Origin of the sequence: Isoptericola sp. BMS4 (assembly GCF_011634835.1) — a bacterium.
Taxonomy (GTDB): Bacteria; Actinomycetota; Actinomycetes; order Actinomycetales; family Cellulomonadaceae; genus Isoptericola.
On record NZ_SIRP01000001.1, the window covers coordinates 2,624,770 to 2,642,613 of the forward strand.

The following is a 17,844-nucleotide window of genomic DNA, read 5'->3' on the forward strand; positions in this document are numbered from 1 at the left end:
GAGCGCACGCCCGGTACCGACGGCGAGCGCACGCTCGACGACGTCGCGGTCACCGCGATCGCGGACGAGCTCGCCGAGGCGGACCGCACCCGCACCCCCGTGCCGCTGCTCACCGCGCGGCACGAGGGGATGACCGTCGCCGACGCGTACGCCGTGCAGCGCACCTGGCGAGAGCGCGGTGTCGCCCGCGGCCGCCGCGTCGTCGGGCACAAGATCGGCCTGACGTCGAAGGCCATGCAGGCCGCGACCGGCATCACCGAGCCGGACTACGGCGTCATCTTCGACGACATGGTGATCGAGTCCGGCACGGCCGTGGAGCACGCCGCGTACTCGAACGTGCGGGTCGAGGTGGAGCTCGCGTTCGTGCTGGCCGAGCCGCTCGCCGGCCCCGGCGTCACCGTCACGGACGTGCTGCGCGCCACCGAGCGCGTCGTGCCGGCGCTGGAGATCCTCGACGCGCGCGTCGAGATGGCCGGGCGCACCATCGTCGACACCATCAGCGACAACGCGGCGATGGGCGCGATGGTGCTCGGCGGGCGCCCGGTGCGGCCCGACGACGTCGACCTGCGCTGGGCCTCCGCCCTCCTGTACCGCAACGAGACGATCGAGGAGACCGGCGTCGCCGCGGGCGTGCTGGGTCACCCGGCGACCGGCGTCGCCTGGCTCGCGAACAAGCTCGCCGCGCACGGCGACTCCCTCGCCGCGGGTGAGACGATCCTGTCCGGGTCGTTCACGCGCCCCACGTGGGTGCACCCGGGCGACACCGTGCACGCCGACTATGGGACCCTGGGGGTCGTGACATGCCGCTTCGAGTGACGCCCGACCGCTCCCTCGCCGCCGTCCTCGCGGAGGCCGCCGCGGACGGCCGCCCTGTGACGGGCGCCTGGTCGTCGATGGGCAGCCCGCTCGCCGCCGAGATCCTCGCCGGCAGCGGCCTCGACGTCGTCCTCGTGGACGGCGAGCACGGGCCCAACGACCTCACGACGATCCTCGGCCAGCTGCAGGCGACCGCGGCGTACCCCGTCGCGACGCTGGTGCGGGTGCCTTCCGGCGACGCCGTGCGGCTCAAGCAGGTGCTCGACCTGGGTGCCGCCAACGTGCTGGTGCCGATGGTCGACTCGGCCGCCGAGGCCGAGGAGGTCGTGCGCGCGGTGCGGTACCCGACCCGCGGGGTGCGGGGCGTGGGCAGCGCCCTGGCCCGGTCGTCGCGGTGGAACCGCGTGCCCGCCTACCTGTCCGACGCCGACCGGCACGTCACCCTGGTCGTGCAGCTCGAGACCCGCGCCGCGATCGCCGACGCCGAGCCGATCGCGGCCACGGACGGCGTCGACGCGGTCCTGGTCGGCCCCGCCGACCTCGCCGCGTCGCTCGGCCACCTCGGGCAGCAGGACCACCCCGAGGTGGTGGACGCCGTGCTCGGCGCGATCGACGCCTGCAAGCGCGCCGGCACGCCCGTCGGCGTCAACGCGTTCGACCCCGCCATGGCGGACCGCTACCTGGACGCCGGCGCGTCGTACGTCGTCGCCGGCGCGGACGTGACCCTGCTCGCGCGCGGCGCCGAACGGCTCGCGGAGCGCGTGAGCACCCGGACGAAGGACGGTGAGACCCGATGACCACGACAGCCCTGACCACGGGGACCGGGCCGCGCGAGCGCGCGGCGGAGCTGCTGACGACCACGCCGACCGGCCTGCTGGTCGGCGGTACCTGGCGCGCCGCGTCCGACGGCGGCACGTTCGCCGTCGAGAACCCGGCCACCGGCGAGGTGCTCGCCCAGGTCGCGTCCGCCACCTCGGACGACGCCCGCGCCGCGATGGACGCCGCCGCGCAGGCGCAGGCGTCCTGGGGCGCGACGCCGGCGCGCGAGCGCGCGGAGATCCTGCGCCGCGGGTTCGACCTCGTGCAGTCCCGCCGCGAGGAGCTGGCGCTGCTCATGACGCTCGAGATGGGCAAGCCGCTGGCGGAGGCCCGCGGCGAGGTCACCTACGGCGGGGAGTTCCTGCGCTGGTTCGCCGAGCAGGCCACGCACGACGAGAGCCGGTACGCGCACTCCCCGGAGGGCACCCTGCGCCTGCTGGTGCAGCGCCGCCCCGTAGGCCCCTGCCTGCTGATCACCCCGTGGAACTTCCCGCTCGCGATGGCGACCCGCAAGGTGGCTCCGGCCGTGGCGGCGGGCTGCACCATGGTGCTCAAGCCGGCACGCCTCACCCCGCTCACGTCGATGTACTTCGCCCGGCTCATGGGCGAGGCCGGGCTGCCGGACGGCGTGCTCAACGTGGTGCCGTCGGCGTCGGCGTCGTCCGTGAGCGAGCCGGTCATGGCCGACCCGCGGCTGCGGAAGATCTCCTTCACCGGGTCGACGCCCGTCGGGCAGTCGCTGCTGCGCTCCGCGACGCAGAACGTGCTGCGCACGTCGATGGAGCTGGGCGGCAACGCCCCGCTGGTGGTGTTCGACGACGCCGACCTGGACGTCGCCGTCGACGGCGCGATGGCGGCCAAGCTGCGCAACGGCGGCGAGGCGTGCACCGCCGCCAACCGGTTCTACGTGCACGAGGACGTGGCCGAGGAGTTCGTCTCGCGGCTGGCGGAGCGGATGCGCGCCGTCGTCACGGGGAACGGCCTGGACGACGGCGTCACCCTCGGCCCGCTGGTCGAGGCCAAGGCGGTCGACTCGGTGGCGTCCCTGGTGGACGACGCCGTCGAGCGCGGCGCGCGCGTCGTCGTCGGCGGCTCCCGCGTCGACGGGCCGGGGCACTTCTTCCAGCCCACACTGCTGACCGACGTCCCGGCCGACGCCCGCTGCATGCGCGAGGAGATCTTCGGCCCCGTGGCGCCCGTGGCGACGTTCCGCACCGAGGACGAGGCCGCCGAGCTCGCCAACTCCACCGAGTACGGGCTCGCGTCCTACGTGTTCACCACGGACGTGCGCCGCGGCCTCGCGTTCGCCGAGCGGCTCGAGTTCGGGCTGCTGGGCCTCAACGCCGGCGTCATCTCCAACGCCGCCGCCCCGTTCGGCGGGATGAAGCAGTCCGGCTCCGGCCGCGAGGGCGGCTTCGAGGGTCTCGCCGAGTACCAGGAGGTCCAGTACGTCGGTATGCCCCTCTGACAGCGGGTCGGGAACAACCTGGCGGTCGTCACCGGCACCGGTGGCGACCGCCAGGTTGTTCCCGACCCGCTGTCAGGCGTTGACCCGCTCCCGCTCCCGCTCGGGCTCCCAGCACGCGATGCCGGTGACGCCAGGGAGCCGGTCGCGGGTGAACCGCGGATCGAGCCCCTGCTTGCGCTGCGCGGTGTAGTCGCGCATGAGGCGGAAGGCGACGCCGCTCAGCGGGGCGATCGCCGCGAGGTTGACGAGCGCCATGACCGCCATCGTGGTGTCGGCGAGGGTCCAGACGACCTGCACCGAGCCGATGGAGCCGAGGAACGCGATCACCAGGAAGACGACCCGGAACGCGGTGAGCGCCTCGGGCCGGCGGGTGAGGAACGCGATGTTCGCCTCGCCGTAGTAGTAGTTGCCCAGCACCGACGTGAACGCCAGCAGCAGCAGGATCGCCGTCAGCACGTGCAGCGACCACGTGCCGAGGCTCGACTGCAACGCCTCCTGCGTCATGGTCGGGCCGGCGTTCTCCCCGTACGTGGGGGCGGACACGAGCACGATGAACGCGGTGACCGAGCAGACGAGCAGGGTGTCGATGTAGACGCCGAGGGTCTGCACCAGGCCCTGCTTCACCGGGTGGCTCACGCTCGCGGTGGCGGCCGCGTTCGGCGCCGATCCGAGGCCGGCCTCGTTGGAGAACATCCCGCGGCGCACGCCCTGGGAGATGGCGGTGCCGACGCCGGCGGCGGCGAACTCCCGGACCCCGACCGCGCTGCCCACGATGGTCCCGAGGACGTCGGGCACCTTGTCGAGGTTGAGCGCGATCACCAGCAGGCCGAGGAGCATGTAGAGCACCACCATGAGCGGCACGAGCATCTGCGCCGTGCTCGCGATCCGGTGCAGGCCCCCGAAGATGATCACACCCACCAGGACCACCAGCGCCGCGCCCGTGACGGGCGCGAGCCAGCTCGGCGTCGCGCCGAACAGCTGCTCGGCCGACGTGCCGAGTGCGCCGGAGATCGTGTTCGCCTGCACCGAGTTGAAGACGAAGCTGAACGTCACGATGATCACGACGGCGAACAGCAGGCCCATCCACCGCTTCCCGAGGCCGCGCTCCATGTAGTAGGCGGGGCCGCCGCGGAAGATCTTGCCGTCGCGGACCTTGTAGAGCTGGGCGAGCGTCGACTCGACGAAGCTGGCCGAGCCTACGACGAGACCCATCACCCACATCCAGAAGACGGCGCCGGGGCCGCCGAGCGCGATCGCGGTGGCCACGCCCACGATGTTGCCCGTCCCGATCCGTGCGGCGGCCGAGATCGCGAACGCCTTGAAGGGCGAGACGGGCCGGTGGCCTGGCGTGCCGTCCGGCTTCTCGACGATCGACCGGAACATGTCCGGAAGCAGCCGGAGCTGCACCACCCCGGAGCGGACGGTGAACCAGAGGCACAGCGCGGCGAGCACCGGGATGACGAGGTACAGCCAGAGCCCGTTGTTGAACGCGGCAAGGGCGCCGTTGAAGCTTTCCATGGTCGTGCAGGCCTTTCGGTCGCGTCAGTCCCGACGTCGGAGGCGGAACCGGTCGGTGACCTTAGCGAACCATCTCGAACCGGTCGTTCATCGGTACCGACTCGCCCCGGAGCGGTGAGGGCGGACGAACTTCCCCTGGGCCCCCACTTTGGTTAGGCTCCCCTAAGCCCCCTGCCCCGTCCCTCGACCGACCCTGCGGAGAACACCTGTGCAGACCACCACACGCCGTCGTGCGCTGACGACCGTCGCCGCGGCCGCGGCCGCCGCCACGCTGCTCGCCTCCTGCGCGAGCGGGACGGACTCGCCCGGCGAGGGCGACGCGAGCCCCGACACGGCCACCGAAGCAGCCTTCGAGCCCGTCACCATCACGCACGCCCTCGGCGAGGCCGAGATCACGGAGAAGCCGGAGCGCGTCGTCACGCTCGGCCAGGGATCGACGGAGACCGCCATCGCGCTCGGCACCGTGCCCGTCGGGATCGAGGAGTACCCGTGGGGCGCCGACGACACCGGCTACCTGCCGTGGATCCACGAGGCCGTCGAGGCCGAGGGCGCCGACCTGCCGGAGCAGTTCACCGGAGGCACCGAGCTCGACGTCGAGGCGATCCTCGAGCTCGAGCCCGACCTGATCCTCGCCCCCTGGTCCGGCATCACCCAGGACCAGTACGACCTGCTGGCGGACATCGCCCCCACCGTGGCGTACCCCGAGCAGCCGTGGACCATCGAGTGGGACGAGCAGATCACCACGATCGGCGAGGCCATGGGGCAGAAGGGCGAGGCGGAGCAGCTCGTCACCGACCTCGAGACCCAGCTCGACGGCGCCGCGAAGCCCGAGTACGACGGCATCACGTTCTCGTACATCTACACCGACGGGCCCGGCACCCTCGGCGTCTTCCTGCCCGACGAGCAGCGCGCCGCCATGGTGAGCGCCCTCGGCCTCACCATCGACCCCGTCGTCGACGAGCTCGGCGAGTACGAGGTCGCGGGCACCGACTCCGCCGTCATCGGCCTGGAGAACGCCGACATGCTCGCCGACTCCGACCTGATCTTCACGTTCTACTCCGACGCCGAGACGCGGAAGCAGATCGAGTCGCAGAAGCTGTACGAGCAGATCCCGGCGATCGAGCGCGACTCCGTCGTCGCGGCCGAGGACCAGTCGTTCGTGACGGCGTCGTCCATGATCAACCCGCTCACCGTCCCGTGGACGCTGGAGCGCTACGTCCCGCTCATCGACGAGGCCGTGGCGAAGCTCGACCGGTGACGACGACGGCCCGCCCGGCCGGCTCCCCCGCCCGCACGCCCGCACGCCGCACCGGCGTGCGGGCGTCGCGCGCGCTCACCGTGCTGACGGCGTCCGTCGTGCTGCTGGCCGTCGTCGCCGTCGTCAGCCTCTTCGCCGGCAGCAAGGACACCGGCCTCGGCGACGTGCTGCCGGTCCTGACCGGCGGCGGGGACGAGTACGTGCGGGCCGTGGTCGACTCGCGCGTGGCGCGCACGGCCCTCGGCGCGCTCGTCGGGGCCGCGCTGGCCGCCTCCGGCGTCGTGGTGCAGGGGATCACCCGCAACCCCCTCGGGGAGCCCGGGCTGCTGGGGGTCACCGTCGGCGCGTCGGCCGCGATCGTCACCGCGACGGCGTTCTTCGGCTTCACGGGCGGCAGCGCCACCGTGTGGGTCGCCCTCCCGGGCGCGGTCGCGGCCGTCGTCGTGGTGGTCGCGCTCGGCCGGCGCTCCGGCAGCGACAGCGTCGTGCCGCTGGTGCTGGCCGGCGCCGTGCTGTCCGCCGTCCTGTACGCGTACATCCAGGCGATGGTGCTGTCGCGGCCCGACGTCTTCGACTCCTACCGGCGCTGGGTGGTCGGCTCCCTGGCCGGCGCCGACCTCGCGACGCTGCAGGCTGTGGCCCCCGCTGCCGTGGTCGGGGCCCTCGGCGCGCTCGCGCTGTCGTCGTCGCTCGACACGCTCTCGCTCGGCGACGAGCTCGCGACGTCGCTCGGCGTGCGCGTGCCGCTCGTCCGGGGTCTGGGCATCGCCGCGGCGACGCTCCTCGCGGCCGCGGCGACCGCGGCCGCGGGCCCGATCGCCTTCGTCGGCCTGGCCGTGCCGCACGTCGTACGCGCCCTCGTCGGCACCGCGCACCGCTGGCAGCTGCCGACGGCGCTCGTGCTCGGCGCCGCGCTGCTCGTCGTGGCGGACGTGCTCGCGCGCGTCGTCGCACGGCCCAACGAGCTCATGGTGGGAGTGGTCACCGCGTTCGTCGGCGCCCCGTTCCTGCTGCTGGCCGTGCGCCGCGGCAAGGTGACCTCTTGAGGTCGGGACGCCGGTGGGTGCGCGCGGGCACCGTCCTCGCCGTCCCGTACCAGGTGCGCACCGCGCGCGTCCTGACGGCGCTGGCCCTGGTGCTGGTCGCGCTGGCCGCGGCGACGCTCGCGCTCGGTGACCTCGGGCTGTCGCCGGCGGACGCGCTCGCCGCGCTCCGCGGTGACGCCGGCACGAAGACCACGTTCGTCCTCGAGCGGATCCGCGGCCCGCGGCTGCTCGTCGGGGCGGGCGTCGGCGTGGCGCTCGGGCTGTCCGGTGCCCTGTTCCAGACGGTGACCCGGAACCCGCTCGGCAGCCCCGACGTCATCGGCCTCGGCGCGGGCGCCGGGGCGGGCGTCGCGGTGTTCACCCTGCTGGTCCCCGGCTCCGTGCCGGCCCCGGTCGGGGCGGTGGTCGGTGCCGTGGCCGCCATCGGGCTCGTGTACCTGGCCACCGGTACCGGCTTCTCCTCCCCCGCCCGCCTCATCGTCACCGGTATCGGCGTCGCGGCGATGGCCACCGCCGTCACCCAGTACGTCGTCGCCGTGATGCTGCGCGACCAGGGCGCCGAGCTGGCCGCCTACGTCGTCGGGTCCCTCGGCTCGCGCTCCATGGAGCACGTGGCCCAGATCGCCGTGGCCCTCGTGGTCCTCGTCCCGTGCGTGGCGATGCTCGCCCACCGGCTCGCCGTCGCCGACATGGGCGACCCGCTCACGGACGCGCTGGGGGCCCGGTCCGCGCAGACCCGTACGCTGGCGATCGTGCTGTCGGTGCTGCTGTCCGCCGCCGCCGTGGCGGTGTCCGGCCCGATCACGTTCGTCGCGCTGGCCGCCCCGCACGTCGCCCGCATGCTCACGCGGGCACCCGGCCCGAACCTCGCCGCCGCGGCCGTCACCGGCGCCGTGCTGGTGGTCGGCGCGGACCTGCTGGTGCAGCACGTCCCGTTCCTGGAGGGCCTGCCCGTCGGCGTCGTCACGGGCGGCCTCGGCGGCCTGTACCTGGGCTACCTGCTGACGACCGGATGGAAGAGGACACGGTGAACCGGACCGCACCCGAGCAGCACCGACCCGGGATCACCGCGACCGGCCTCACCGTCGGGTACGGCGCGACGACGGTGCTCGACAGCCTGGACCTGGAGCTCCCCGCCGGCGCGTTCACGGCCGTCGTCGGCCCCAACGGCTGCGGCAAGTCCACCCTCGTGCGGGCTCTCGCGCGGACGCTGCGGCCCACCGCCGGCCGCGTGGCCCTCGACGGCCGCCCGCTGGACGAGTGGCGTCCCAAGCACCTCGCCCGCCACCTGGCGTTCCTGCCGCAGGACCCGGTGGTGCCCGACGGCGTCACGGTGCACGGCCTGGTCGCGCGCGGCCGCCACCCGTACCACTCGCCGCTGCGCCAGTGGGCGCCCGGCGACGACGAGGCCGTCGCCGCCGCGATGGCCGCCACCGGCGTCGACGCGCGGCCGGACGTGCCGGTCGACTCCCTGTCCGGCGGCCAGCGGCAGCGGGCGTGGATCGCCATGACCCTGGCGCAGGACACGCGCTACGTGCTGCTCGACGAGCCGACGTCGTTCCTCGACCTGTCGCACCAGATCGACGTGCTGCACCTCTGCCAGGAGATGCGCGACCGGGGGCGGACCGTCGTCGCCGTGCTGCACGACCTCAACCAGGCCGCCCGCTACGCCGACCACCTCGTCGTGATGCGCGACGGCGCCGTGCACGCGCAGGGCGCCCCCGAGGCCGTGCTGGGCGGCGAGCCCGGCGCCGCGCTCGTGCGCGACGTGTTCGACCTTCCCTGCGAGATCGCGAAGGACCCGCAGAGCGGCACGCCCATGGTCGTGCCGCTCGCCCGCCCCTGAGCTTCGTTCGGCAGTCCGGTACTCGCTCGGCACCTGCGGGCACCGAATGAGTACCGGACTGCCGAACGAAACCGGGGTCAGCCCCAGACGAGTCCGCGGGCCGGCTCCTCGAGCACCCTCGCGACGTCTGCCAGGTAGCGCGCGGCAAGCTCGCCGTCGACCAGGCGGTGGTCGACGGACAGTGCGAGCTGGGTGACCCAGCGGGGCTTGATCTTGCCCTTGTGCACCCACGGCTGCTTGCGGATGGCGCCGAACGCGAGGATGGCGGCCTCGCCGGGGTTGAGGATCGGCGTGCCGGTGTCGGTGCCGAAGATCCCGACGTTCGTGATCGTGATCGTGCCGTCCGACATCGCGGCGGGCGAGGTGCGGCCCGCACGGGCGGTGGCGGTCAGGTCGGCGATCGCCGACGCCAGCCCGAGCAGGTCGAGGGTGTGCGCGTCCTTGATGTTCGGCACGACCAGCCCGCGCGGGGTCGCGGCTGCGACGCCGAGGTTCACGTAGTGCTTGTAGACGATCTCCTGGGAGGAGTCGTCCCAGCTCGCGTTGATCTCGGGGTGCCGGTTGACGGCGAGCAGCATCGCCTTGACCGCCACGAGCAGCGGCGTGACCCGCACGTCGGCGAAGTCGCGGTCCTCCTTCAGCCGGGCGACGAGCTTCATCGTCCTGGTCACGTCGACGGTCTGGAAGACGGTGACGTGCGGTGCGGTGAACGCGCTGGCCACCATCGCCTCGGCGGTGCGCTTGCGCACGGACTTCACCGGCACGCGGGTCTCGCGGCCGTCCTGGGTGACCGTGCCGGACGCGAGCCAGGGCTGGTCGTCGTCGGCGTACGTGGCCAGGGCCTTGGGGGCGGCGGCCTCATGGTACGCGACGACGTCCTCCCGCGTGACGATCCCGCCGGGGCCGGTCGCGTGCACGGACGCGAGCTCGACGCCGAGGTCCTTGGCGAGCTTGCGTACCGGCGGCTTCGCGAGCACGCGGGCGCGCTGCGCCGACGACGACCCGTCCGGCGCGGCCGGGACGCTCGCCATCGCCTTCTCGATGACGGGGCCCGACGGCGCCGCGACAGGTGCGGGAGCCGGTACCGGCGTGGGCTCCACCGGTGCGGCCGGCGCCGGGGCCGGAGCGGCCGTCGCGGCGGCGTCCGCGCCACCCCGCCGACGGCGGCGCCGCCCGGAGGACGCGCCGTCGCCGGTGCCGTACCCGACGAGCACGGACCCGGACCCCTCGCCGGCCGCGGTGTCGGACTCAGGGGCTGGCGTGCCGCCCGACGGTTCCTCCGCGCCGGTGGCGACCTCGATGATCGGGGTGCCGACGTCGACGGTGGTGCCCTCCTCGGCCAGCAGCGCCGTGACGGTGCCGGCCCACGGCGACGGCAGCTCGACGAGCGACTTGGCGCTCTCGATCTCCACGATCACCTGGTTGACGGCGACGGTGTCGCCGACGGCGACGCGCCACTCCACGATCTCGGCCTCGGTGAGGCCCTCCCCCACGTCGGGCAGCGGGAACCGCTGGGTCGTCATCGTTCTCCTCCGGTCCGCTCTCAGTGGGCCAGCACGCGGTCGACGGCGTCCAGGACGCGGTCGACGCTCGGCAGGTACTCGTGCTCCAGCTTGGCCACGGGGTAGGGCGCGTGGAACCCGCCGACGCGCACCACGGGGGCCTCCAGCGAGTAGAAGCACTCCTCGCTCACGCGGGCCGCGACCTCGGCACCCGAGCCGTGGAACGACGGGGCCTCGTGCACGACGACGCAGCGCCCGGTCCGCTTCACGGACTCGGCGACGGCGGGCACGTCGAGGGGCGAGATCGCCCTCAGGTCGACGACCTCGGCGCTGGTGCCCTCGGCGCTCAGCGCGTCGGCGGCCTTGAGGGCCGTCGCGACGGTCGGCCCGTAGGCGACGAGCGTGACGTCGGTGCCCGAGCGCGCGACTCGCGCGCGGTTCAGCACATCCGCCGCCCCGGCGTCCCGCGCCGACGGGTAGGGGCTCGTCGTGACCTCGCCCTTGGTCCAGTACCGGCCCTTGGGCTCGAAGAACAGCACCGGGTCCGGGGACGCCACCGCGGCGCGGATCATGTCGTACGCGTCCTGCGGGGTTCCCGGCGACACGACGCGGAGACCCGGGGTGTGGGCGAACAGCGCCTCGGGGCTCTCCGAGTGGTGCTCGATCGCGCCGATGCCGCCGCCGTACGGGATGCGGATGACCACGGGCACCTGCAGGCGGCCGCGCGAGCGGTAGTGCATCTTGGCCAGCTGGGTGGTGATCTGGTCGTAGGCGGGGAAGACGAAGCCGTCGAACTGGATCTCGCACACCGGCCGGTACCCGCGCAGCGCGAGGCCGATGGCGGTGCCGACGATGCCGGACTCCGCCAGCGGGGTGTCGACGACGCGGTCCTCGCCGAAGTCCTTCTGCAGCCCCTCGGTGATGCGGAAGACGCCGCCCAGGCGGCCGACGTCCTCGCCCATGACGAGCACCTTCTCGTCGGACTCCAGCGCGGAGCGCAGCCCCTCGGTGAGGGCGCGGGCGAAGGTGAGGGTCTCGCTCATCGGGCCGCCTCCGTCGTCTGGTCGGTCTCGCGCTCGTACTGCTGGTACCAGGCCCGCTCGGCGGCGACCTGCGCGTGCTCGGTGGCGTACACGTGCTCGAACATCGCGGTGGACGGCGGGGCGCCGAGCTCGCGCACCTCGGCGCGCAGCCGCTCGCCCAGCGCGTCCGCCTCCTCCTCGACGCCGGCGGCCCACGCGTCGTCCCAGTCGCCCTCCGCGCGCAGCAGCGCCGCCACCCGGTCGATCGGGTCGCGCTGGCGCCAGTGCTCCTCCTCGGCGCGGTCGCGGTACTTCGTGGGGTCGTCGGACGTCGTGTGCGCGCCCATGCGGTACGTGTAGGCCTCGATGAACGTCGGCCCGCCGCCGGAGCGCGCCCGCTCCAGGGCCTCGGCCGTCACGGCGTAGCAGGCGAGGACGTCGTTGCCGTCCACCCGCACGCTCGGCACGCCGAACCCCTCGCCGCGCCGGTACAGCGGAGACCGCGACTGACGCGTCGTCGGCTCGGAGATGGCCCACTGGTTGTTCTGGCAGAAGAACACGACGGGCGCGCCGTTGACGGCGGCGAAGACGAGGCCCTCGCTGACGTCGCCCTGACTGGTGGCGCCGTCGCCGAAGTAGGTCACGACCGCGCCGTCTCGCGCGGGGTCCCCCGTGCCGACGGCGCCGTCACGCTGCATCCCCATGGCGTAGCCGGTGGCGTGCAGCACGTGAGAGCCGATGACGAGCGTGTACAGCTGGACGCCGTGCTCGGCCGGGTCCCAGCCGCCGTGGTCCTCACCGCGGAACAGGCGCAGCCGGTCCACGGGGTCGACGCCGCGCACGTGCAGCACGCCCTGCTCCCGGTAGGACGGGAAGACGTGGTCCTGCGGGGCCAGCGCGTACGCCGACCCCACCTGGGCGGCCTCCTGGCCACGGCCCTGCGCGTACAGCGCGAGCTCGCCCTGGCGCTGCAGGGCCGTGGCCTCGTCGTCGAACCGCCGCGTCAGCACCATGTCGCGGTACATCGCACGCAGGTCCTCGGAGGTGAGGTGGTCGACTCGCGAACGGTAGGTCGCGTTGTCGGGTTCGACGACACGCTCGCCGGTGGGCGAGACGAGCTGGACGAGGGGCGTGACGTCGACGGGGGCGACGTCGGCCCCGGCGGGGGCCTCGCCGGGCTGGGGGTTCGGCACGCGTTCTCCTTCGCTGGCGGCCCCGGTCGGGGCTGGGCTGCTCCGGCACGAGCGAGGTTCCCGGCGGGTGCGGGTGCACCCGGAAGGAACCTACGCCTTCGTAGCCTACGCCAGCGTAGGTTGTGGTCCATGGGGAGCACCCCCCGGCGTCGGTGCCAATGTCCCCCCGCTCGGATTGGAGGAATCCTCCAATCCGCGCCGCGGCCGGTGACGTCGGGTCGGGACGTCCGACCGGCCCGGAACAGCGAGAAGGCAGGGCCGCGATTCGCGGCCCTGCCTCCTGGTGTCGGCCCCGAGCGTCACGCACAGGGCCGGAAGCTCGTCAGATCGAGCGGATGTTCGACGCCTGCAGGCCCTTGGGCCCCTGGGTGACGTCGAACTCGACCTTCTGGTTCTCGGCGAGGGTGCGGAAGCCGTCGGCGGCGATCGCGCTGTAGTGCGCGAACACGTCAGCCGTGCCGTCCTCGGGGGCGATGAAGCCGAACCCCTTCTCCTCGTTGAACCACTTCACAGTTCCGGTGGTCATGATGTCTTCTCTCGTTGATGCGACGGACCCGCGAACGTGGGTCCGGTCGTCGCGCCCGAGGGGCGCGGACGGTGGGTGCGGCGCGCGCGTCGGGCGCACGCCGTGCCGGGGCGGGGCTGCGTGTGCAGTCGCATGGCCTCGGCCAGGGTGGCGGCCACGCCGATCGGCCGCGTGTAGCGGTCGTGGGCGCGGAAGCCGTCGGGAAGTCGGGCGATCAGGCCGGCGTACTCGCCTGCGACCGTCGCGACCCAGAGGTCGTCGTCGGCGCGGCGCCACACGGGGGCCGGTCCTGTGCCGCGGTCGGTCGAGGACCGGGGTGCGGGCACGGGACGTTCAAGGATGGAAGTCGTGATGCTCACTGCTCTCGCTCCGCGCACGGTGGGCGGAGATCGTCGGGTGCGACGGGCGGGCCGTCGGTGCGCGGGTTCTCGCTTCGATGCTGAGGAACCGAAGAGGGTCGCAGCTCCGGGCCGCGACGACGTGCGCACAGCCAGGGTACACGACCGGCCTCCGGGCCTTCCCGCGGACGGGTCAGACGACGGGCGGCCGCCCGGCGCGCAGCGCCTCCCGCTCGCGCAGCACGGGCCAGCGCGAGAACGCGAAGACCAGGAACATCACCAGGTTGAGGATCGGGACGATCCCGACGAGCACCCACCAGCCCGAGTAGCCCGCCTTCTGGATGATCCGGATGTACGCGACCAGGATCACGACCAGGAACGTGAGGTACACGGCGACGGCGGCGCCGCCGAGGAGCCACCCGTAGTCGTCGGCGAGCTGGTCGTAGTTCACGTCGTCCATGTGCGTGAAGTCTTCCCCGGTCTCGCCTGGCCGCAACCGGAGGCCTCGCGGTTCAGGTGCCGTCCCGCCGCCAGGAGTCGCCGTCCTGGTCGTACCACCAGCCCTCGACGGCGCCGGGCGCGGGCGACGCGGCGGCGAACCAGTACGTCGCGTCCGGGTCCCATCCGGCGAGCACGGACGCGACGCCGTCGGCGACGGGCACAGGAAGGCCCGCCGTCGTGACGTAGCCGCGCACGGTGAGGTGAACGGCGTCCGCCTCACCGGCCACCGCCGACCAGTCCGGCTGCACCCAGGCGCCGTCGCGGCCGGTGGTCCGGTACCAGTCGTGGCGGCGCGACGCCGTGACGACGAGCGGGTGCCGGCGGCACAGGTCCGCCCAGTCGTCCGGGCCGTCGACCGTCAGGACCCGGGCGCCCGGCGCCGGCACGACCGGCCGGACCGTGGCCCGCTCCCAGCCGAACGAGTCCTCGACCAGCCACAGACCCACCGGGCCGGCGGTGCCTAGGTCGCGGGTGCTGCGCTGCAGCTCCCGCGGCGGCGCGGACCACCAGATCCCGCCCCATCCGGCCGTCGGGTCGGCGGGGCGCTCCCACACCGCGCGCAGTTCGTCCTCGACGGCGTCGGTGCGCCACGCGGCCAGCAGCCCGTCGACGTCGTCGGGCATCCCGCTCGGGGTGTCCGGCCGCCCGTCCTCGTGCCAGACCACCTCGCGGTCCGCGCCGGCGGGCACCGGATCCGACCACCACCCGACGCACGCCGTCGAGACCAGGTGCTCCGCGACGCGCCCAAGCGCCGCCGAGACCTCCGGCATCGCGGCCAGCACGTCCGGGCCGTCCGGTTCCTGCCAGTAGCGCGCCGTCGCGACCATCTCCACCAGCGCCGCGAGCACGACCCGCTCGTCGAGGTCGGCGAGCGGCACGGCGTCGAGGCGGCGCACGACGTCGGCCGGGGTCAGCCGCGGCCGCGCCTCCGTGCCCGGGCCGAACATGACGACCGACGTGCCCGCGCCCGGGTCGAGGTCGTACGAGGCGTGAAACACGGCCTGGTAGACCTCGTCGTCGAGCAGCTGTGCGAGCTCCAGGCACAGCCGGCGCCCGCGCGGCCCGGACAGCAGCGCGGCCGGGTCGAGGGACGTGGCGGTCACCCCACGAGCGTAGGAGCGCCGCCCCCGCCCGTCCCGGCTTTTCTCGTCGCGGTCGAGGGCATGCGTCCCGCGCGACGGGGTCGCGTGCCCGGCGAGCGACTCGGCCCGCCGGGCACACGACGTCCGGGCCGCGCTCAGAGCTCCCGGACGGTGATCCCGGAGAACGTGCCCGTGCCGCCGTCGGCGTACAGCGAGATCCCGTCGTCGCCGTCGACGAAGTACACCTGCTGGGACAGGACGGTGTGGCCGGCGTCGACGAACACCTCCACGCTCTGCATGTCGACGAGCACCCGCAGGTGGACCAGGCGCGCGGCGGGGTCGATCGGAGCCTCGGCCTGGGTGAACTCTCCGAAGGAGTACTCCGGCCGGTCGGACGGGCCGCGGTCCACGTAGAGCCGGTCCCCGAAGACGCCGATGTTGGTGTGCCGGGACCCGTCTGCGGAGCGGCCGACGGAGACGCCGATGTTCTGCAGCGACTCCCACGACATGTCGAGCTCGAGCTCGTACGACCGGCCGGTCCACGGCAGGACGACGGAGCCGTCGACGACCTGGTCGGGCAGGGTCGTCGTCGACGCGACGTGGTCACGCAGTGCGGGCACGGGCTCGCTGAGCAGCGAGTACCAGCCGCCGGGCTGGCGCACGAGCCGGATCTCGCGGACCACGGAGTTCTGCCCGTTGTAGCCGTCGGTGGCGTCGGTGGGCACGTCCCGGGCGGCGTACTTCCAGTTGTTCATCCAGGCGACGGCGTACCGCACGTGGTCGGGGTCGGTGCGGTCCGGCCAGGTGACGGCGGCGTACCAGTCCCACCCGCGGTCGAGCCACTGGGGGGTGAGGTCGTCCGCCACGAACGTCGTGCCGTCCCACGCGCCCGTCCAGTACGCGTAGGTCATGGGCAGCCCGACACCCCAGGCGTCCATGCTGGCGGCGAACACCCAGTGGTGGGTGCCGTCGTCAGCGGTGATCTCGAACAGGTCGGGGCACTCGATGCCACCGAGGTCCGGGTCGCCGGCGTCGACGATGTAGTCGAAGTTCGACGTCCAGGTCCAGTCGCGCAGGTTCGGCGACGTGTAGAACGACGCGTACCTGCGCCGGCCGATGACGCAGACCCACTCGCCGCGGACGGCGTCCCAATGGACCTTCGGGTCGCGGAACCACTCGGCGTTCTCGATCTCCTCCGGGGTCTCGGCGGTGCGCCCGTCGGTGTTGACGATCACGGGGTCCGGCAGCCGGGTGAACGTCGCTCCGCCGTCCGTGGACCAGTAGAGGTACTGCTCCTGGTAGCGGCGCACCCCGTCGGTGGGCTGGGTGGCCAGCGCGACGACGGCCCCGGCGCCGTAGCCCGCGGTGTTCGCCGCATCGACCACGGCGGAGCCGGACCAGACGGGGAAGTCCGGCTCCAGCGGGATGGCGACGCCGTGATGCGTGAACGCCACGCAGTCCGTGGTCGTGGCGTGGTCCCAGCCGCCGTCGGCGTTGTTGGTGTCGGAGTGCAGGTAGTAGAGGCGGTAGGCGCCGTCGACGTCGATCGGCCGCTGCGGGTCGCAGAGCCACCCGGCCGGCGGGGTCAGGTGGTAGCGGGCGCGCAGCGAGCCCACAGCGCTCGCCCGGGGCGCGGGGGCGAGGTGCATCGCGGGGGCGAGGCCCGCGGCGAGGGCGCCGACGCCCACGGAGCGCAGCAGGGAGCGGCGGGAGAGGTGTGTCATGACAAGGCCTTTCTTGTCGGGGATCGCGGCCGGTCGGCCGCTGGACACGTGATCAATCGCTTGATCACAGGCGTGGGACACCGGCGTCCCACGCACCGGGGCCGGTCGGGGCGTCAGCCCGTCGTGCCGGGCACCGGCCCCGGGAGCGTCGGGTTCACGCGGTCACGGTGAGCACGGACCCGCGCTCCACCGGCGGGCACTCGATCGTCAGCCGGTCCGCGGCCCCGGCCGGGACGCCGTCGAGCAACGCCCGCACACCGGCGACGCCGAGCTCGTAGTGCGGAAGGGCGACGGTGCTGAGCCCGGGCCGCAGGTGCGCGGCGATGATCTCCTGGTTGTCGAAGCCCACCACCGAGACGTCGTCGGGGATCCGCAGCCCGCGCTCCTTGAGCCCGTCGTAGAGCCCCTGCGCGACGCGGTCGTTGTGGCAGCACACCCCGGTCGCGCCCGAGGCGACGACACGCTCGACGCAGGCGTATCCGCCCTCCTGGGCGGACTCGGCCTCCATGATCAGCGCCGGGTCCTCGGGGATGCCCGCCTCGGCGAGGGCGTGCCGGTAGCCCGCGAGACGGCCCTGCTTGGCGGGCGACTCGGTGGTGGTGTTGATGAACGCGATCCGGCGGTGCCCGGCGGCGATGAGCATCCGCGCGGCGGCGAGCCCGCCGCCGACCTCGTCGGGCACGACGGCGAACGGGCCGCCGTCGGCGAAGCAGTTCACCAGCACCGTGTCGGTCTCCGACAGGCCGGCGGGCGGCACGACCTCGCGGTGGTACCAGGTCGAGTAGAGGATGCCGTGCACCTTGTGCTCCAGGAGCATCGCGATCGCCCGCTCCTCTGCCTCGGGGTTCCCCTCGCTGTTCGCGATGAGGAGCATGTACCCGCGCGACCACGCCTCGTCCTGGGCGCCGTGCACCACCTGGCCGGCGAACGGGGTCGAGGCGATGCCGTCGGTGACCAGCCCGATGAACCGCGACTCGCCGTGCACGAGGTTCTTCGCGAGCGCGTTCGGCCGGTAGCCGAGCTCGTCGATCGCGGCGAGGACCCGCGCGCGTGCCGCGTCGCCGATGCGCGCGTTCTTCTTGCCGTTGGCCACCAGGGACACCGTCGAGACCGACACGCCCGCCCGGGCCGCCACCTCCTTCAGAGTGACCGGACGCCGGCGCCCCTCGCTCCCAGACATCGCCG

The 17,844-nt window shown here is 73.6% G+C and carries 16 protein-coding genes; 7 read left to right on the forward strand and 9 right to left on the reverse strand.

The genetic code is table 11. The features are described 5' to 3' along the window. The first annotated feature begins 57 nt into the window (after window positions 1-57). Genes EYB28_RS11785 through EYB28_RS11795 form a run of 3 tightly spaced genes read left to right on the forward strand, consistent with a single transcriptional unit; the run spans window position 58 to window position 3,103 of the window. Window positions 58-816 (forward strand): fumarylacetoacetate hydrolase family protein, encoded by a 759-nt coding sequence (locus tag EYB28_RS11785; protein WP_166852264.1) that lies wholly within the window; start codon window positions 58-60, stop codon window positions 814-816. Then, window positions 801-1,613 (forward strand): HpcH/HpaI aldolase/citrate lyase family protein, encoded by an 813-nt coding sequence (locus EYB28_RS11790; protein ID WP_166848053.1) that lies wholly within the window; start codon window positions 801-803, stop codon window positions 1,611-1,613. Before EYB28_RS11785 ends, EYB28_RS11790 begins: the two co-directional genes overlap by 16 nt. Further along, entirely contained in the window at window positions 1,610-3,103 is a 1,494-nt protein-coding gene (locus EYB28_RS11795; RefSeq protein WP_166848056.1) for an NAD-dependent succinate-semialdehyde dehydrogenase, read from the forward strand. Before EYB28_RS11790 ends, EYB28_RS11795 begins: the two co-directional genes overlap by 4 nt. A 72-nt stretch (window positions 3,104-3,175) precedes the next feature. Here the strand turns inward: EYB28_RS11795 and EYB28_RS11800 are convergent, their stop codons facing one another. Further along, window positions 3,176-4,621 carry a sodium:alanine symporter family protein gene (locus EYB28_RS11800; RefSeq protein ID WP_166848059.1) on the reverse strand — a complete coding sequence of 482 codons (1,446 nt, stop codon included), beginning with the start codon at window positions 4,619-4,621 and terminating at the stop codon, window positions 3,176-3,178. Between the two features lie 208 nt (window positions 4,622-4,829). Here EYB28_RS11800 and EYB28_RS11805 point away from each other — a divergent pair, with 208 nt between their 5' ends. Genes EYB28_RS11805 through EYB28_RS11820 form a run of 4 tightly spaced genes read left to right on the forward strand, consistent with a single transcriptional unit; the run spans window position 4,830 to window position 8,771 of the window. Then, entirely contained in the window at window positions 4,830-5,879 is a 1,050-nt protein-coding gene (locus EYB28_RS11805; protein ID WP_240930522.1) for an iron-siderophore ABC transporter substrate-binding protein, read from the forward strand. Further along, a complete protein-coding gene (locus EYB28_RS11810; protein ID WP_166848062.1) occupies window positions 5,876-6,925 on the forward strand; it encodes an iron ABC transporter permease in 1,050 nt (349 codons plus the stop codon). The genes EYB28_RS11805 and EYB28_RS11810 overlap by 4 nt, the downstream gene beginning before the upstream one ends. Further along, entirely contained in the window at window positions 6,922-7,956 is a 1,035-nt protein-coding gene (locus EYB28_RS11815) for an iron chelate uptake ABC transporter family permease subunit (RefSeq protein ID WP_240930523.1), read from the forward strand. The genes EYB28_RS11810 and EYB28_RS11815 overlap by 4 nt, the downstream gene beginning before the upstream one ends. Then, window positions 7,953-8,771, forward strand: a complete 819-nt coding sequence (locus tag EYB28_RS11820; protein WP_240930524.1) for an ABC transporter ATP-binding protein — start codon at window positions 7,953-7,955, stop codon at window positions 8,769-8,771. The genes EYB28_RS11815 and EYB28_RS11820 overlap by 4 nt, the downstream gene beginning before the upstream one ends. Window positions 8,772-8,848: 77 nt before the next feature. Here EYB28_RS11820 and EYB28_RS11825 read toward each other — a convergent pair whose 3' ends face one another. From EYB28_RS11825 to EYB28_RS11860, 8 genes are all read right to left on the reverse strand, one after another. After that, a complete protein-coding gene (locus tag EYB28_RS11825) occupies window positions 8,849-10,294 on the reverse strand; it encodes a dihydrolipoamide acetyltransferase family protein (RefSeq protein WP_166848068.1) in 1,446 nt (481 codons plus the stop codon). A gap of 20 nt (window positions 10,295-10,314) precedes the next feature. Then, entirely contained in the window at window positions 10,315-11,316 is a 1,002-nt protein-coding gene (locus tag EYB28_RS11830; protein WP_166848070.1) for an alpha-ketoacid dehydrogenase subunit beta, read from the reverse strand. Further along, window positions 11,313-12,488, reverse strand: coding sequence for a pyruvate dehydrogenase (acetyl-transferring) E1 component subunit alpha (gene pdhA / locus EYB28_RS11835; RefSeq protein ID WP_166848074.1), 1,176 nt, complete (start codon window positions 12,486-12,488; stop codon window positions 11,313-11,315). The genes EYB28_RS11830 and pdhA overlap by 4 nt, the downstream gene beginning before the upstream one ends. 322 nt (window positions 12,489-12,810) lie before the next feature. Further along, window positions 12,811-13,014, reverse strand: coding sequence for a cold-shock protein (locus EYB28_RS11840; protein ID WP_166848077.1), 204 nt, complete (start codon window positions 13,012-13,014; stop codon window positions 12,811-12,813). 531 nt (window positions 13,015-13,545) lie between these two features. Further along, on the reverse strand, window positions 13,546-13,812 hold the full coding sequence (locus EYB28_RS11845) for a hypothetical protein (RefSeq protein WP_205710903.1): 267 nt from the start codon (window positions 13,810-13,812) through the stop codon (window positions 13,546-13,548). A 52-nt stretch (window positions 13,813-13,864) separates the two neighbouring features. Further along, on the reverse strand, window positions 13,865-14,956 hold the full coding sequence (locus EYB28_RS11850) for a hypothetical protein (RefSeq protein WP_166848080.1): 1,092 nt from the start codon (window positions 14,954-14,956) through the stop codon (window positions 13,865-13,867). Between the two features lie 134 nt (window positions 14,957-15,090). Continuing rightward, window positions 15,091-16,659, reverse strand: coding sequence for a glycoside hydrolase family 32 protein (locus tag EYB28_RS11855; RefSeq protein ID WP_166848083.1), 1,569 nt, complete (start codon window positions 16,657-16,659; stop codon window positions 15,091-15,093). 154 nt (window positions 16,660-16,813) lie between these two features. Next, complete coding sequence (locus EYB28_RS11860; RefSeq protein ID WP_370459473.1) at window positions 16,814-17,839, reverse strand: LacI family DNA-binding transcriptional regulator; 1,026 nt, start codon at window positions 17,837-17,839, stop codon at window positions 16,814-16,816. Between the last annotated feature and the right edge of the window lie 5 nt (window positions 17,840-17,844).

Bases quoted from the DNA above. Each gene is read 5' to 3' on its own strand.
- EYB28_RS11830 (WP_166848070.1), bottom strand. From the start codon at position 11,316: ATGAGCGAGACCCTCACCTTCGCCCGCGCCCTCACCGAGGGGCTGCGC.
- EYB28_RS11855 (WP_166848083.1), bottom strand. From the start codon at position 16,659: ATGACACACCTCTCCCGCCGCTCCCTGCTGCGCTCCGTGGGCGTCGGC.
- EYB28_RS11825 (WP_166848068.1), bottom strand. From the start codon at position 10,294: ATGACGACCCAGCGGTTCCCGCTGCCCGACGTGGGGGAGGGCCTCACC.
- EYB28_RS11845 (WP_205710903.1), bottom strand. From the start codon at position 13,812: ATGGACGACGTGAACTACGACCAGCTCGCCGACGACTACGGGTGGCTC.
- EYB28_RS11860 (WP_370459473.1), bottom strand. From the start codon at position 17,839: ATGTCTGGGAGCGAGGGGCGCCGGCGTCCGGTCACTCTGAAGGAGGTG.
- EYB28_RS11795 (WP_166848056.1), top strand. From the start codon at position 1,610: ATGACCACGACAGCCCTGACCACGGGGACCGGGCCGCGCGAGCGCGCG.
- EYB28_RS11800 (WP_166848059.1), bottom strand. From the start codon at position 4,621: ATGGAAAGCTTCAACGGCGCCCTTGCCGCGTTCAACAACGGGCTCTGG.
- EYB28_RS11790 (WP_166848053.1), top strand. From the start codon at position 801: ATGCCGCTTCGAGTGACGCCCGACCGCTCCCTCGCCGCCGTCCTCGCG.
- EYB28_RS11840 (WP_166848077.1), bottom strand. From the start codon at position 13,014: ATGACCACCGGAACTGTGAAGTGGTTCAACGAGGAGAAGGGGTTCGGC.